Origin of the sequence: Burkholderia sp. BCC0397 (assembly GCF_902832865.1) — a bacterium.
GTDB lineage: Bacteria > Pseudomonadota > Gammaproteobacteria > Burkholderiales > Burkholderiaceae > Burkholderia.
Genome location: NZ_CADFDL010000002.1, coordinates 1 through 13,612, shown reverse-complemented (window position 1 = coordinate 13,612; position 13,612 = coordinate 1). Strand labels below are relative to the sequence as shown.

General features: G+C 60.4%; 10 protein-coding genes and 1 pseudogene. 4 read left to right on the top strand and 7 right to left on the bottom strand.

Annotation, left to right across the window (positions count from 1 at the left end; genetic code table 11):
• The first annotated feature begins 2 nt into the window (after positions 1-2).
• The 4 genes from HWX03_RS05250 (at position 3) to HWX03_RS05235 (ending at position 5,233) form a co-directional block, all read left to right on the top strand.
• Complete coding sequence (locus tag HWX03_RS05250) at positions 3-1,328, top strand: FAD-binding oxidoreductase (protein WP_175870545.1); 1,326 nt, start codon at positions 3-5, stop codon at positions 1,326-1,328.
• Positions 1,329-1,409: 81 nt separating this feature from the next.
• Positions 1,410-2,879 carry an aldehyde dehydrogenase family protein gene (locus HWX03_RS05245; RefSeq protein WP_175870544.1) on the top strand — a complete coding sequence of 490 codons (1,470 nt, stop codon included), beginning with the start codon at positions 1,410-1,412 and terminating at the stop codon, positions 2,877-2,879.
• 68 nt (positions 2,880-2,947) lie between these two features.
• Entirely contained in the window at positions 2,948-4,135 is a 1,188-nt protein-coding gene (locus HWX03_RS05240) for a M20 aminoacylase family protein (RefSeq protein WP_175870543.1), read from the top strand.
• A 195-nt stretch (positions 4,136-4,330) separates the two neighbouring features.
• Positions 4,331-5,233, top strand: a complete 903-nt coding sequence (locus HWX03_RS05235; RefSeq protein WP_175870542.1) for a GNAT family N-acetyltransferase — start codon at positions 4,331-4,333, stop codon at positions 5,231-5,233.
• A 28-nt stretch (positions 5,234-5,261) separates the two neighbouring features.
• Here HWX03_RS05235 and HWX03_RS05230 read toward each other — a convergent pair.
• The 7 genes and pseudogenes from HWX03_RS05230 to HWX03_RS05200 form a co-directional block, all read right to left on the bottom strand.
• Positions 5,262-5,561: pseudogene (locus HWX03_RS05230) on the bottom strand (cupin domain-containing protein); the annotation flags it as partial.
• Positions 5,560-6,924, bottom strand: a complete 1,365-nt coding sequence (locus HWX03_RS05225) for a CocE/NonD family hydrolase (protein ID WP_279612220.1) — start codon at positions 6,922-6,924, stop codon at positions 5,560-5,562. The pseudogene HWX03_RS05230 and the gene HWX03_RS05225, both read right to left, overlap by 2 nt.
• A 53-nt stretch (positions 6,925-6,977) precedes the next feature.
• Positions 6,978-8,429 (bottom strand): TolC family protein, encoded by a 1,452-nt coding sequence (locus HWX03_RS05220; protein WP_175870540.1) that lies wholly within the window; start codon positions 8,427-8,429, stop codon positions 6,978-6,980.
• Positions 8,419-9,837, bottom strand: a complete 1,419-nt coding sequence (locus HWX03_RS05215) for an HlyD family type I secretion periplasmic adaptor subunit (protein WP_175870539.1) — start codon at positions 9,835-9,837, stop codon at positions 8,419-8,421. The genes HWX03_RS05220 and HWX03_RS05215 overlap by 11 nt, the downstream gene beginning before the upstream one ends.
• A 5-nt stretch (positions 9,838-9,842) precedes the next feature.
• A complete protein-coding gene (locus HWX03_RS05210) occupies positions 9,843-11,981 on the bottom strand; it encodes a type I secretion system permease/ATPase (RefSeq protein ID WP_175870538.1) in 2,139 nt (712 codons plus the stop codon).
• A gap of 451 nt (positions 11,982-12,432) precedes the next feature.
• Positions 12,433-13,248 carry a sulfotransferase gene (locus HWX03_RS05205; RefSeq protein ID WP_175870537.1) on the bottom strand — a complete coding sequence of 272 codons (816 nt, stop codon included), beginning with the start codon at positions 13,246-13,248 and terminating at the stop codon, positions 12,433-12,435.
• An 88-nt stretch (positions 13,249-13,336) separates the two neighbouring features.
• Positions 13,337-13,612, bottom strand: a 276-nt coding sequence (locus HWX03_RS05200; RefSeq protein ID WP_175870536.1) for a matrixin family metalloprotease, incomplete at its 5' end; no start/stop codon positions are given.

Genomic DNA, 13,612 nt, shown 5'->3' with positions numbered 1-13,612 from the left:
GCATGTCCCCTCCGCTGCGCCATATCGAAACCTTGTCCACGCCGCCGGCCGCGGCCGATGTCGTCGTGATCGGCGGCGGCATCATCGGCGTCTTCACCGCCTACTATCTGGCCCGCCGCGGCGTATCGGTCGCGCTCGTCGAGAAGGGGCGCATCGGCGCCGAACAGTCGAGCCGCAACTGGGGCTGGTGCCGACAGCAGAACCGCGACGAGCGCGAGTTGCCGATGGCAAGCAAGAGCATCGATCTGTGGGAACGATTCGCCGCCGAATCCGGAGAAGACACGGGCTTTCATCGCTGCGGGCTGCTGTATCTCAGCAACGACGAGGCCGAGCTGTCCCGCTGGGCCAGTTGGGGCGAATTCGCGAAGACCGCGGGTGTGGCCACGTACATGCTCGACAGCAAGCAGGCCGCTGAGCGCGGACGGGCGACCGGGCGGCAGTGGAAGGGCGGCGTCTTCTCGCCGACCGATGGCACGGCCGACCCAGGGAAGGCCGCGCCGGCCGTGGCCGCCGCGCTGATGAAGCTGGGCGGCAGTGTCCACCAGCACTGCGCGGCGCGCGGCATCGAGCTCGAGGGCGGCCGCGTCGCCGGCGTCGTCACGGAGGCGGGCGTCATCAAGACACGGACGGTCGTGATGGCCGGCGGCGCCTGGGCGTCGTCGTTCTGCCGCCAGCTCGGCATCCGGTTTCCGCAGGCGTCGATCCGTCAGTCGATCCTGAGCGTGTCGCCCGTCGAAACGCCGCTGCCGGATGCGATGTATACGTCCGGCGTGTCGATGACGCGCCGCAGCGACGGACGCTACGCGTTGGCGATCAGCGGCCGCGCGCGCGTGGACCTGACGCCGCAGTTCCTGCGCTTCGCGCCGCAATTCGTACCGATGTTCGCGAAGCGCTGGCGCAACCTGCTGCCGGGCGGCCTGGAAGGCGTGCGCGGCGGCCATGAAACGTTGAAGCGCTGGCGCCTCGATGCGCCGACGCCGATGGAAGCGGTGCGCATTCTCGATCCGAAGCCCGACATGCCGACGATCGCCGAAACGTACCGCCGCGCGGCCGAACTGTTGCCCGAACTGCGCGAAGCGAAGATCACGCACGCGTGGGCCGGGTACGTCGACAGCACGCCGGACGGCGTGCCGGGCATCGGCGAAGTGCCGGGCGTGCCGGGGCTGATCCTCGCGGCGGGGTTTTCGGGGCACGGCTTCGGGATCGGGCCGGGCGCCGGGCACCTGATCGCCGATCTCGCGACCGGTGCGCAACCGTTCGTGGACCCGGCGCCGTACCGGCCCGGCCGGTTCAGCGAGTCCGCATGGGGCAAGGTCGCGGATTTTTAGTGGGTGGCTGCGACGCGCTCCGGCCCATCGTGGCTTTCGCCGTGCGTCGGCGCACGGTATCGACTCAAGGATATTCCTGCCATGCATTCCCCCGTTAATTCACCGGTTCGTCACCTGATGCAAGCCGGCCGGCTGGATCGCTTCTTCATCGACGGCGACTGGGTCATGCCCGACGGCGGCGACCGGTTCGCGGTCGTCAGCCCGTCCACCGAAGACACGCTGTGCGAGATCCCGCTCGGCAGCGCACGCGACGCCGACCACGCGGTGCAGGCCGCGCGCCGCGCGTTCGAACGCTGGTCCGCGACGTCACCGCATGAACGCGCGGCGCTGCTCGACCGCGTGCATGCGCTGATGCTGGAGCGCGCCGAGCTGTTCGCCACGGCGCTCGCGCTGGAGATGGGTGCGCCGATCGGCTACGCACGCGGCGCGCACGTGCCGCTCGCGGCCGAACATATCCGCGTCGCGCGCGACAACCTCGCGCGCTACCCGTTCGTCGAGCGGCGCGGGACGACCGCGGTCGTGCGCGAGCCGATCGGCGTGTGCGCGCTGATCACGCCGTGGAACTGGCCGATCTATCAGATCACCGCGAAGGTCGGGCCGGCGCTCGCGGCAGGCTGTACGGTCGTGCTGAAGCCGAGCGAGCTGTCGCCGCTCAGCGCGCTGCTGTTCGCGGAAGTGATTGCCGATGCGGGCGTGCCCGCCGGCGTATTCAACCTCGTGAGCGGCAGCGGCGAAACGGTGGGCGCCGCGCTTTCGTCGCATCCGGAGGTCGACATGGTGTCGATCACCGGCTCGACGCGGGCCGGCGTGCTCGTCGCGCAGGCCGCGGCGACGACCGTCAAGCGCGTCGCACAGGAGCTGGGCGGCAAGTCGCCGAACCTCGTGTTGCCCGACGCAGACCTGCAGCGTGCGATCCCGCCGGGCGTAGCCGCCGCGTTCCGCAACATGGGGCAATCGTGCAGCGCGCCGACCCGCATGATCGTGCCGCGCGACGCGCTCGGCGCGGTCGAGGCACTGGCCGTCGCGACCGCGCAAACGCTCGTGGTCGGCGATCCGTTCGCCGAGGCAACGACGCACGGGCCGCTGGCCAATCGCGCGCAGTTCGGCCGGGTCGCGCAGATGATCGACGTGGGCATCGACGAACGCGCGAAGCTGATCGCAGGCGGCCCCGGCCGGCCCGCGGGTCTCGACCGCGGCTTTTATGCGCGGCCGACGATTTTTTCCGATGTGCGCACCGACATGGCGATCGCGCAGCAGGAGATCTTCGGTCCGGTCCTCGCAATCCTGCCTTACGATACCGTCGACGAAGCGGTCGCCATCGCGAACGATACGGTCTACGGGCTCGGCGCGCACGTGCAGGGCACCGACATGGAGCGCGTACGTGCGGTGGCCGCCCGCATCCGGGCAGGGCAGGTGCATCTGAACTACCCGGCATGGGACCCTCAGGCGCCGTTCGGCGGGTACAAGCAGTCGGGCAACGGCCGCGAATACGGGGTCGAAGGGATGGCGGAGTACATGGAGGTCAAGTCTGTCCTGGGCTTTTATGATTGATGCGGCCGCTGCGCGCGATGCGCGCCGGCAGTACAGCTGAAGCCCGCTACTTTCCGAAGGTGCCGAAATTGGAAAACGCCATCATCCCCGACACGTCGCTGGACGCGCATCGCGCGCACTGGGCGAAACTGCGCCGCGACCTGCACGCGCATCCCGAGTTGCGATTCGAAGAACACCGGACGGCCGACGTCGTGGCCCGCGAGCTCGAAGCGCTCGGCTATGTGGTGTCGCGCGGGCTGGGCGGCACGGGCGTGGTCGCGAGCCTGCCCGGCGCGGATCCGCACCGCGGCATCGTGCTGCGCGCCGATCTGGACGCATTGCCGATTCACGAAGCGAACGACTTCGCACATGCATCGTGCACGCACGGGATCATGCATGCGTGCGGCCATGACGGCCATACCGTGATGTTGCTCGGCGCCGCACGCGTGCTGAAGGAGCTGCCGCAGTTGCCGGGCACCGTCCATTTCGTGTTTCAGCCGGGCGAAGAGGGCGGCGCGGGCGCGCGCAGGATGATCGACGACGGGCTGTTCGAGCAATACCTGACGGAAGCGGTATTCGGCATGCACAACTGGCCCGGTCTGCCTGCGGGGCATTTCGGGTTACGCACGGGCCCGATCATGGCCGCGGGCTCGCGCTTCAGGATCACGGTAACGGGCAAGGGCGCGCATGCGGCGCAGCCGCATCTGGGCATCGATCCGGTGCCGCTCGCGTGCTCGATGGTGCTGCAGTGTCAGACCATCGCCGCGCGGCACAAGGACCCCGTCGACCCCGCGGTCATTTCCGTCTGCATGTTCCATGCGGGCACGACGGACAACGTGATTCCGGACACCGCCGAGCTGCGCGGCACGATCCGCACGCTGTCGTCGGCATTGCAGCAGAAGCTGCAGCGCGACGTCCGGCTCGCGTGCGAAGGGCTCGCGGGGGCCTATGGCGCGCAGGTCGACGTGGAGTTTTTCCAGTACTACCCGGCGACGGTCAACACGCCGGCCGAGACGGCGCTGTGCGAAACGGTGATTCGCGCGACGTTCGGCGACGAACGCGTCGACCGCGACGTGCCGCCGAACATGACGTCCGAGGACTTCGGCTTCATGCTGGAGGAGCGGCCGGGCGCTTACGTGCTGATCGGCAATGCGCAGGACGGCGCGAGCGCGCCGGCGCTGCATCACCCGAAATACGACTTCAACGACGACATCATTCCGGCCGGCGTCCGGTATTGGGTCGCGCTGGCGCAGCATTACTTCACGCGATCGGCGTGATGCGTCGGGGCGGCGTGGAAACCGGTTGACGTCGGGTTGATCGGGCGTCCGGTGCGGGAAAGGCGTGCTTGCTGATCGTCGGGCACTCATGCCAGCCGGGGAGCGCCGTGCAATTTTTAGCCGCTTCGATGTGATCACCGCGCATTTTTCTGACGTGCCGTGTCGCACGACAACACCATTTAGAAGGACTGCTTGATGAATCAGGAACCTGAAGTGAAGGAGCAAGGCGCGACGTCGGCGCTTCACTACCGCAGATTCACCGCGGCGGACGTCCCCGCCGCGCATGCCCTTTCCACGGCGCTTCGCTGGCCGTTCCGGGCGGAAGACTGGCAGTTTTCCGCGGAAACGTCGGTCGCGTTCGCGGCCGAGGAAGACGGCGTCGTCATCGGCACCGCGATGTGCTGGAAGTACGGTGCGGATCGCGCGGCGATCGGGCATGTGATCGTCTCCGACGCGCATCAGGGCCGGGGAATCGGCCGCAAACTGATGGAAATGCTCCTCGACGAATTGGGGCCGCGCATCACGTTTCTGCACGCGACGCCGGCCGGTCGGCCGCTCTACGAGAAACTGGGATTCAACGTGTGCGGATCTCTGAGCCAATATCAGGGGAACGTGGAGCGGCCCGCCGCGGTGGCCGTGCCCGACGGCGAGCGGCTGCGTGCCGGATCACTGGCCGACTGGCCGCGCCTGGTCGAACTCGACACGCGTGCTTCCAGCCTCGAGCGCGAAGCGCTGTTGTCCGCGTTGCTGAGGCGGGGAGAAAGCGTCGTGCTCGAACGCGACGGCGAGATCGTCGGGTTTTCGGTGCTGCGGCGCTTCGGTCGCGGTTATGTTGTCGGTCCGGTGGTCGCGCCGCGTTCGAGCGACGATGCGCGTGCGAAGGCGCTGATCGGCTATTGGCTGACGAAACGCGACGGCGAATTCGTTCGTATCGATGTGCCTGACGGGAGCAGTTTGCCGGACTGGTTGAGCGAACAGGGACTGAAACGGGTGGATACCTGTTCGAAGATGGTTCGCAACGCGCCGGCCGCCGAACACGACGGTGCGGCCGACCCGACATTCGGACTGTACGGGCTGGTCAGTCAGGCGATGTTGTAGCCATCGGCCGCCGCCGCGCCCGACGAACTCAGCGCGCCCGACCCAGTTGCTCGTCGATCGTGCGGGTTAGCGGCGATTGGACGTCGCCGGTGTGCCGGGTCTGCATGGGCTCGATCAGCACGATCCAGCATTCGTCGTCCGCGACCGGATTGTGCTGCGTGCCGCGCGGCACGACGTGCATCGAGCCGGCAGGCACGTCGACGACGCGGCCGCCTTCGTACTCGATCCTGAGGTGGCCGCGCACGACGAAGAACAGCTCGTCCTCGTGCGCATGGTCGTGCCACACGAGCTGGCCGCGTACTTTCGCGACTTTCACGTACTGATCGTTAGCCGCCGCCCTGGGGCCACACGACCGAACTGTCAACCGCGTAAACTTTGCACCCCTGATGCTTCTGATTGCACTGATCCAGTGAGTACTTGACTGGATCAGGGCCAAGCGCCGAAGCACTCCAGCCGCCATCAGGAGCAATGGTGAACGCGCGAGGGCGAGGAAGCTGCAGGAACTTTTGATATCCGGTCCTTCCGCTGTCGTTCAAATATGGAACTGCTGACGAATCGTTTAGCTTAGCGAAGTTGCTGGGTGGCAGAACAGGCATTGGACGAGTCCAGACAACCGAATTGTCTACGGCATAGAGGCGGCAGTCGGGGCCGCGGTCTCTGCACAGCTTCATCGCTCGTGAAATCGGATCGAAGCCGCCATTCGTCGATGCTGCACCATGCGGTCCAATCGCAAATGCACGAGGTAACGGCTTTTCCAGGAACTTCTTGTAATACGCTTCCCCTTTCAGACCGAGATACGGCACAGCCTGCGCATCATCGACGGCCGCATAGCCACTCGCAGGTGGGATCGGCGTTGGCATGTATTCGGGATTGACCTCTGTATGAGGCATACCTACTCGCGCAAGAAACGCATCCAGCCTCGGAACCCATAGTGGAAGTGCCTCAGCTGATCCGAGCATATTGTGGGAGTCCGCGCCAAATGGGCCGTATGCGACCAGTTCGGCACTGCCTCCCGCTGAAACATAGCGTTCATAAGCCGCGTGCCATGTGCTTTTCGGGAACACCTTGTCGTTGTCGCCAAAGAACCAGATCGAGGGGAGCTTACTATGGGCTCCCAGTTCCCCGGCCGCGTTAATAAGTGCCCGGCTGGAGAAGAAGCAGTCCGATTCGTTCATTCCGCCCGCGAAGCTAACGAGACCATGTACGCCTGATACATCCATTGTCCCAAGTGCAAGGGTATTCCATCCCCCGAAGCTTTGTCCGGCAACGACAATCCGTGAGGCATCTATTTTCGGCTGCGCCCTCATGTACTCGATGACCTCTTTGATATCTCGTGCATCTTCGATGCCAGTTGCGGCATAGTCACATCCGTGATGCGCAAGATGTCCCTGCGAACCGGCGTAGCTGCGCATCATTGGCAAAATGACGGCATATCCTCTCGACAAAAAATAATATGCCGAAAACGTGAGGTGATAGCGAGGCTGATCAGGGGGCGGCACGCTTCCATTCGCACCGTGATTCATCACGGCCAGTGGAAATGGACCGGGGCCGTCGGGCATGTCTAGCGTCGCTTGCAGCATGACCGAATTTCCGTCAGCACTGGGAATCGAGATGATTTGCTCGCGACGCAAAGCGGCTTCGGGCGCTTTCAGGCTGTCTGCGTCTTGTGCATACGCAAGAGGTATGTACATATATAGACAAGAGACTGCTATGAGCGAACACAATTTCCAAATCTTGAGCATTTTCACTGGGTGATAAGGGGAGGGATAGACGGCAGATCTAAACGTCCGAGCTTGGAGGCAAGCTCGATTCTTGCATTGTCCCAGTCAGTCAACGCCTGAATTCGACGCTCCTTCGCATTAGCGAGTGTCGTCTGTGTATTGAGCAATTCGAGGATGTTGCCAACACCGACGTTGTATCGGTGTTCGGCCGCGGTATATGCCTGCTGAGCGATTGTCAGCAACGATGCGCTATGAGCCGCACTCTCGCATGCAGCTTCCAGCGCGTAGTAGCTGTTCCAAACATCCAGTCCAACCTTGAGCCGTGCTTCCTCAAGGGTATCGTGTTGCCTTTCAGCTACCGCTTGAGCCTGATCGATCTGATAGTTTCTCCCGAACCCTTCAAATATAGGAATTGAAATCTGAATGCCGACATAAGCGTCGTGCCCTGTTGACGGATAGGTAGGCAACCCCAGTCCCAAGCTTTGTGGCTGATTGTCTCGACTGTATTTACCGACCAGGCTGATGCTCGGCAGCCCCTGTGCTCGGGTTTGAGTAACTTTTGCCACGGCGGCGTCATACTGCGCCTGCGCAGCCACGACACTGGGATGAGTACGCTTTACTTCGTCAATAATTCTCGCGAGTGATTCGGTAAATACCTTTCCCGGGACGGTATCGGTGACAGCAGGCACGTCTGCCACAGCGGAGGGATCGTAGCCCATATCGGAAGCTAGTGTACCGATCGTCGATCGAGCATCACTGCGAGCCTTGGCCAAGTTAAGGAGTGCCTGCTCGTGCTGGGTCTGCGCTTGCAATGCGTCAGTAATCGGCACCGCTCCCTTATCCACTTTGGCTTGTGCAGCCGTTGCACTTTGCCTCGTCATTGCCTCGATGTCATGGGCGGCATCGAGCGCCGCACGACTGGCCTGCGCCGCGTAATAGTCTTTGGCAATGTTGGCAAAGGTTGTTTGCAAGGCGGCATTCTGCGTTGCTTGAGCCGCTTGAAGAAGTGATGACGCGTTTCTGATCGCAGCTTCTCGTCCCCCAAAGTCATATAGGAGCCAATTCAGTGAGACGCCTTCCGACCGGACTGTCGCCGCGTAGCTCGAACTGAGCGTCGGATGATCCGTGACGTCCGTAACGGAATTATCCCGGACGCCTTGCCAATTTCCGGTGATGGTCGGGAGATATGCCGCGCGAGCGACCCCGACAGCGGCGGCTTGAGTTTTGACGTCTGCCCATGCCTCCCGTGTCTTTGGATTGCGGCACAGAGCGCGTTCGACCGCATCCTCCAGCGTCAGGGGCTGACTCAATGGGCCGAATTCGCAGGCGCTATTGGACGGAACCATCTCGCCCGCCGCGTTGACCGGAATGGATTGTTCGGCACGTAATGGATCGAAGGCACGGACGGTAGGCGAGATGACCGACATTGCGCTGGTTGCGGCTATGAGCAACCATTTCGAGTGTTTAACGCTCATGCATGCTCTCCTGAGCGCCTTCGACAAGTGGGCCAAGCAGGTATTGGGCGACGGTTTGCTTGCCCGTCTTGATTTCCGCCTTGACGGACATGCCGGGCGTCAACGCGATCCAGCGATCGTCGATTCTCATTCGATTCGATTTCAATCGAATGCGAACCGTAAAGGCGAGACCCAGCTTCTTGTCCTGCACTGCGTCGTTGGAAAGATCGACGACCGTACCTTCAAGCATTCCATATCGAGTGTAGGGAAATGCATCGACCTTGACTGCCGTGCGCTGTCCGATCTTCAGGAATCCAACATCCTTGTTTTCAACGGTAGCGTCAACTTCAACCGCGTCGTCCGGGACAATTTCCATCAGTGCCTGGGCGGTTGTGACAACGCCGCCGAGGGTGTGGGTAGCGAGTTGCTGAACCGTGCCGCTAACCGGAGAAGTCAAACTGAGCAGAGCCCGGCGAGTGTGGGCCTTGGTTTCGTCATTGGTGCTCTGTCTCAGTTGTTCTGTGGCTTTCTCCAAATCATCGAGTTGTTCCCGGCGAAATTGTGAGGCCGTTTGAGCTATGTCCGCCCGCTGCTCCGCTATGCCAGCCGCCAGTTCATGGGCATGGCTGCGTTGTGCCGCCAATTCGTGCTCCTGGTTTAATGCAGTCTGTTCTTTATCCAGGTAGTCGTTCCTCGCGACATACTTGTCGGCGGACAACGCTTTGTAATCGTTTGCTTGAGCACGTGCTAGCGGCGCGGTGGCCCCCAGCTTAGCGATCTCCTGATTGGTGCTGTCGAGTTCAGCCTCCCGCTTTGCAAGTTCGTTTCGAGCGGCGCTCAGCTTGTCTAGGTATTCGCGATACGTACCGGCAACTAGGTTCTGTGCTTCTTCCAGACGCTCCGGTGTCGCTCCTTCGATTCTGGAAATTTCCGGTTCACGTCCTGATTGCACGGCATTCAGCAATGCCTCGGCTCGAGCGGCTGCGAACGCCGAGTCCAACTTGGACGACTTGGCCTTGTCCTCATCCGCGGCCGCTTGAGTCGTGTCGAGTCTCACGAGGAGGTCGCCTGCTTTTACTCGCTGGCCATCATGAACGGCAATCTCCCTGACGACCCCCGTGATCGCGGGCTGAATAACTTTCACTTTGGCGTCGGGAACGAGCTTTCCTTTTGCTGTCGCAACGATATCTAGTTTGGCAAAGCACGCAATCAAAATTGCTGAAAAGGTTAGCGACACCAGTAATCTGGCGGTCCAGCGAGGCGCAGGATGTACAGGCGTTTCGACCAGCTCAAGATGTGCCGGTTGGAAGGCAAGCTCATACTCAAGCTTTGCTGGGCCGTCGAGTTGATGACGGATCTTCCATGCTGCCGTCCAGACCGATCGATATCGGCGCAAGAGATCAAGCAATAGGTGAAGACGAACGGGCATCGAGATCACCCCGCCTGAAGAGAAAGCAGGTGAGCATAGTACCCACCAGCCGACTGTAAGCTCTCGTGCGAGCCTTGCTCGATGATGTGTCCTTTATCCATCGCAATAATCTGGTCCGCATGACGAACTGTATTGAGACGGTGAGCGATGATGATCACCGTGCGACCTGCACAGATTGCTCGCATATTGTTTTGAATCACTCGTTCGGTCTCGAAATCGAGCGCGCTCGTCGCTTCATCGAAGATGAGAATACGGGGATTGGTCAACAGCGCACGGGCAATGGCGATACGCTGACGTTGCCCACCGGACAGATTGCTTCCGTGTTCTTCCACGAGCGTGTCGTAGGCTTGCGGAAGCTCGCAAATGAAGTCGTGCGCACCGGCCAATTTGGCAGCATGCATGATGGCCGACATCGGGGCGCCGGGGTCCGCTAAGGCGATATTTTCTCGGAGCGATCGGTTGAACAGGTAGTTTTCCTGGAGCACGACACCGATGTGCCGCCGAAGCCATGCAGGATCAGCAAGTGCCAAGTCGACGCCGTCTATACGCACTGTTCCATGCTCGGGCACATAGAGACGCTGCAGAAGCTTGGTCAGTGTGCTTTTTCCGGATCCCGATCTGCCGACAATGCCTATGACTTGACCAGCTCGTATGTCCAGCGACACGTCATCCAGGACTGGCTGGCCATCGGGGCGGTATCGGAAGCGCACGTGCTCAAATCGGATATCGCCCTTAAGAGTTGGCATTGATTGGCTGCTTTGGCGCAGTTCGATTCGAGTATTGAGGATGTCCCCCAAGCGGCTCATCGAAATACCGACTTGCTGGAAATCCTGCCAGAGCTGAGCAAGTCGCAGCACCGGTGCAGCAACGCGCTGTGACATCATGTTGAAGGCAATCAGCTCCCCGATCGTTAGCTTGCCATCGATCACGAACTTGGCGCCCAGCAGGAGCGTCCCCAGAGAGACCAGTTTTCCGATGTACTGAATCAGTTGCTGACCGATGTTGCCGAGTTGTGTTACGCGAAATCCGGATGCGACATACGCGGCCAGTTGCATTTCCCACTTCTTGGTGAACTGAGGTTCAACGGACATCGACTTGACTGTTTCGACGCCCGATACGGTCTCGACGAGGAACGATTGATTGTCAGCACCTCGCACGAACTTCTCGTTGAGTCGACGACGCAAGACTGGAACGATGGAAGCGGACACGCCGGCGTAGATCGGCAAGGAAAGTACGACCACAATCGTTAGCCAGGCGCTGTAAAAGCACATGACACCAATGAACACGATCGAGAAGAACAGATCGATGACGGCTGTCAGTGCCTGCCCCGTCAGGAAGTTGCGAATACTCTCGAGCTCACGAACACGGGCGATCGTATCGCCAACCCGGCGCACGCCGAAGTACGACAGGGGTAGGGTGATCAGATGCTTGAACAGACGTGCGCCGAGCTCAACATCGATTCGGTTCGTGGTGTGCGAGAAGATGTAGTTTCTCAAGCCCGTCAACGCCACCTCAAACGTTGAACTGAGAAACAGCGTGATGCCGACCACTGCCAGCGTGTTGTAGGTGTGATTGACGAGCACCTTGTCCATGACTACCTGGAACATCAGCGGTGTAACAAGGCCGAATATCTGCAAGACAAATGAGATTGCGAGCACCTCCAGCAGCAGTTTGCGGTACTTGACGACCGCAGGGACGAACCACGAAAAGTCAAATCTCGCTAGCTCGCCAGTGAGGGATGCTCGAGACGTAAAAAGGAGCATGTTTCCCGTCGAGCGATAGGCTATCTCGTCCAACGACTGGAGCGTAGGCTGCGATGAGTTTGCTTCGAACACGAGAACCGATGATCCGTCACGGCGTGCAACGATGAAATGCCGGCCGTCCTTGTCGAGGCAGAGCGCCGGCAGAGGTGATCGATCGAGTCGATCAATTCGCAGTGGTACAACGCGAGCCTTCAAACCTATTGAGCGAGCGCACAAGATCAATGCGTCAGCATCGAATGGCTGATCACCTTGCGCAGCAGCATGGCGTAATTGAGCGGCATCGGTGGCGATGCCGTGGAATCGTGCGATGGTCACTAGGCAACTCAGTGCCGAGTCCACTGGAGCTTGTGAGAGTTCTTCGTTTTTTTCGGGGGCGTTCACTTACCTTGCCTCTATCAATTGCTGCGCTGTCGCGTATACGACGCCCTGATCTGGACGAGAATCAGTTTCGGACTCTGTCCGACGTACCGAGCGATGTTCGAAATGATCCAACAAGGTGCCTACGCTCTCGGAAATCGTGTGTACGTCGGTAGAAAGGTGTAACGCTGGCGAGATCCACCTCTCATACGGTGCAGTCACACCTGTGAAGTCGGGGGAGCGGGCCGGTTCTAGCTGAGAGATCGTGGTTCAAGCCGGCTCGCAGTTCGTCGCCCTCTCGCACGATTGCTGAAATATGCCTTGATCGAAGGGGAGAGAGTTCTCGAGAAAAAGTGATCTTTCCCGCTCTCGGTAGTTCGGTAAGCGAGTAGCAAACGGAGTTGGAAGCACGGTTATCTACATTCGATTGGGGGAGTCGATGGTACTTCTCGATGCCGGTCAATTCGATGCTCGCTCATAACAATGTGACCTGTCGCGTATTGAGTTCCGGCTTTTCCCAGAAGCTGGCTCCGGCGTATTTTGCGAAGAGGTCCGGCGGAATGCATGGCTTCCGGGATTGGTACTCGACCTTGGCTCTCACTTTGTGCAAACCTGGCATGCCAAGATGAGCATCGTAGTCGGGCTCGTCATAGGCCACGTTCTCGAAGTCGTGCTCGAACCATGGCTCATCGATTTCACGATAAAGCGATCTCAGCATCGCCTTGGGTTCCCGAACCAATCGATCATAAGAAACCAGAATGAGGCGTTTGGCTTCTACACCAAACCACGCTTCTCGAAGCGTACTCCAGGGGTGTCCGATCAGGCCGCGCTCCGTCTCCATCAAAGACTCCGCGCGGGCATACACGGAACTACCTGGCTGAAAATTGAACATCCTCGATAGCTGAAGTGGATTTTTCGCCAGCATTGTTTCTACGCTATCTATAATCCATCCGATTTCCCGGACGCAGCAGATAATGCGTGCCTGAGGATATAAGGCGGCTAGTAATGATGCTCGGCCGGTCCACGTTCGATTGGTATCAAAGACAACTTGATCGACGGTGATGCCGGGATAGTAAGAATCGAATATTCCTCGCAAAATATTTGATCTTTTGTCGTCGTCAAAGAATGTGCTGAATTCTCCGCCGCACATCTTTCCGTGGACGGCCCCACATAGCATGGCGACAGGACTCGTCATCGCAGCGGAGAAGCGGGGGTTCTGACGAAGCAATGCGCAGAGCAACGTCGATCCCGAACGTGGTAGCCCCGAAATCAAATGCAACTTTGTGATCATTGGAGTTCTTGTATTTTTGGTTCTAGATATTAGGTCCGGCAGGCGACAGAACATCGTCGCCTGCAGACGTGAGGTAGCGGTACCTTGGCTAATGCGTTCCGGCGATCAACTGAACATGCTGCGATGCCTGTTCTGCCGAAGCGATCGAAGTGGTGGTCGCCAACGCTGCAGGAGCATGACCTGCCATCGCTTGAATCAAGGCTGCAGTTTGCGCCGAGGAACCGTACAGGGCCTGGACGGCGTTGATATCGGTCTGGTCTAGCGACCGGTTGGGCGAGGTCAGATCGTAGTTCATGATCGAACTCGAATCTGCATTGTCTGCCAACCCCAGCGCGTGGCCGATTTCGTGCAACGCGGTCTGATA

Excerpts from the sequence above, each read along its gene's own strand:
- HWX03_RS05250 (WP_175870545.1), top strand. The coding sequence starts at position 3 with ATGTCCCCTCCGCTGCGCCATATCGAAACCTTGTCCACGCCGCCGGCC.
- HWX03_RS05245 (WP_175870544.1), top strand. The coding sequence starts at position 1,410 with ATGCATTCCCCCGTTAATTCACCGGTTCGTCACCTGATGCAAGCCGGC.
- HWX03_RS05235 (WP_175870542.1), top strand. The coding sequence starts at position 4,331 with ATGAATCAGGAACCTGAAGTGAAGGAGCAAGGCGCGACGTCGGCGCTT.
- HWX03_RS05225 (WP_279612220.1), bottom strand. The coding sequence starts at position 6,924 with ATGTACATACCTCTTGCGTATGCACAAGACGCAGACAGCCTGAAAGCG.
- HWX03_RS05220 (WP_175870540.1), bottom strand. The coding sequence starts at position 8,429 with ATGAGCGTTAAACACTCGAAATGGTTGCTCATAGCCGCAACCAGCGCA.
- HWX03_RS05215 (WP_175870539.1), bottom strand. The coding sequence starts at position 9,837 with ATGCCCGTTCGTCTTCACCTATTGCTTGATCTCTTGCGCCGATATCGA.
- HWX03_RS05205 (WP_175870537.1), bottom strand. The coding sequence starts at position 13,248 with ATGATCACAAAGTTGCATTTGATTTCGGGGCTACCACGTTCGGGATCG.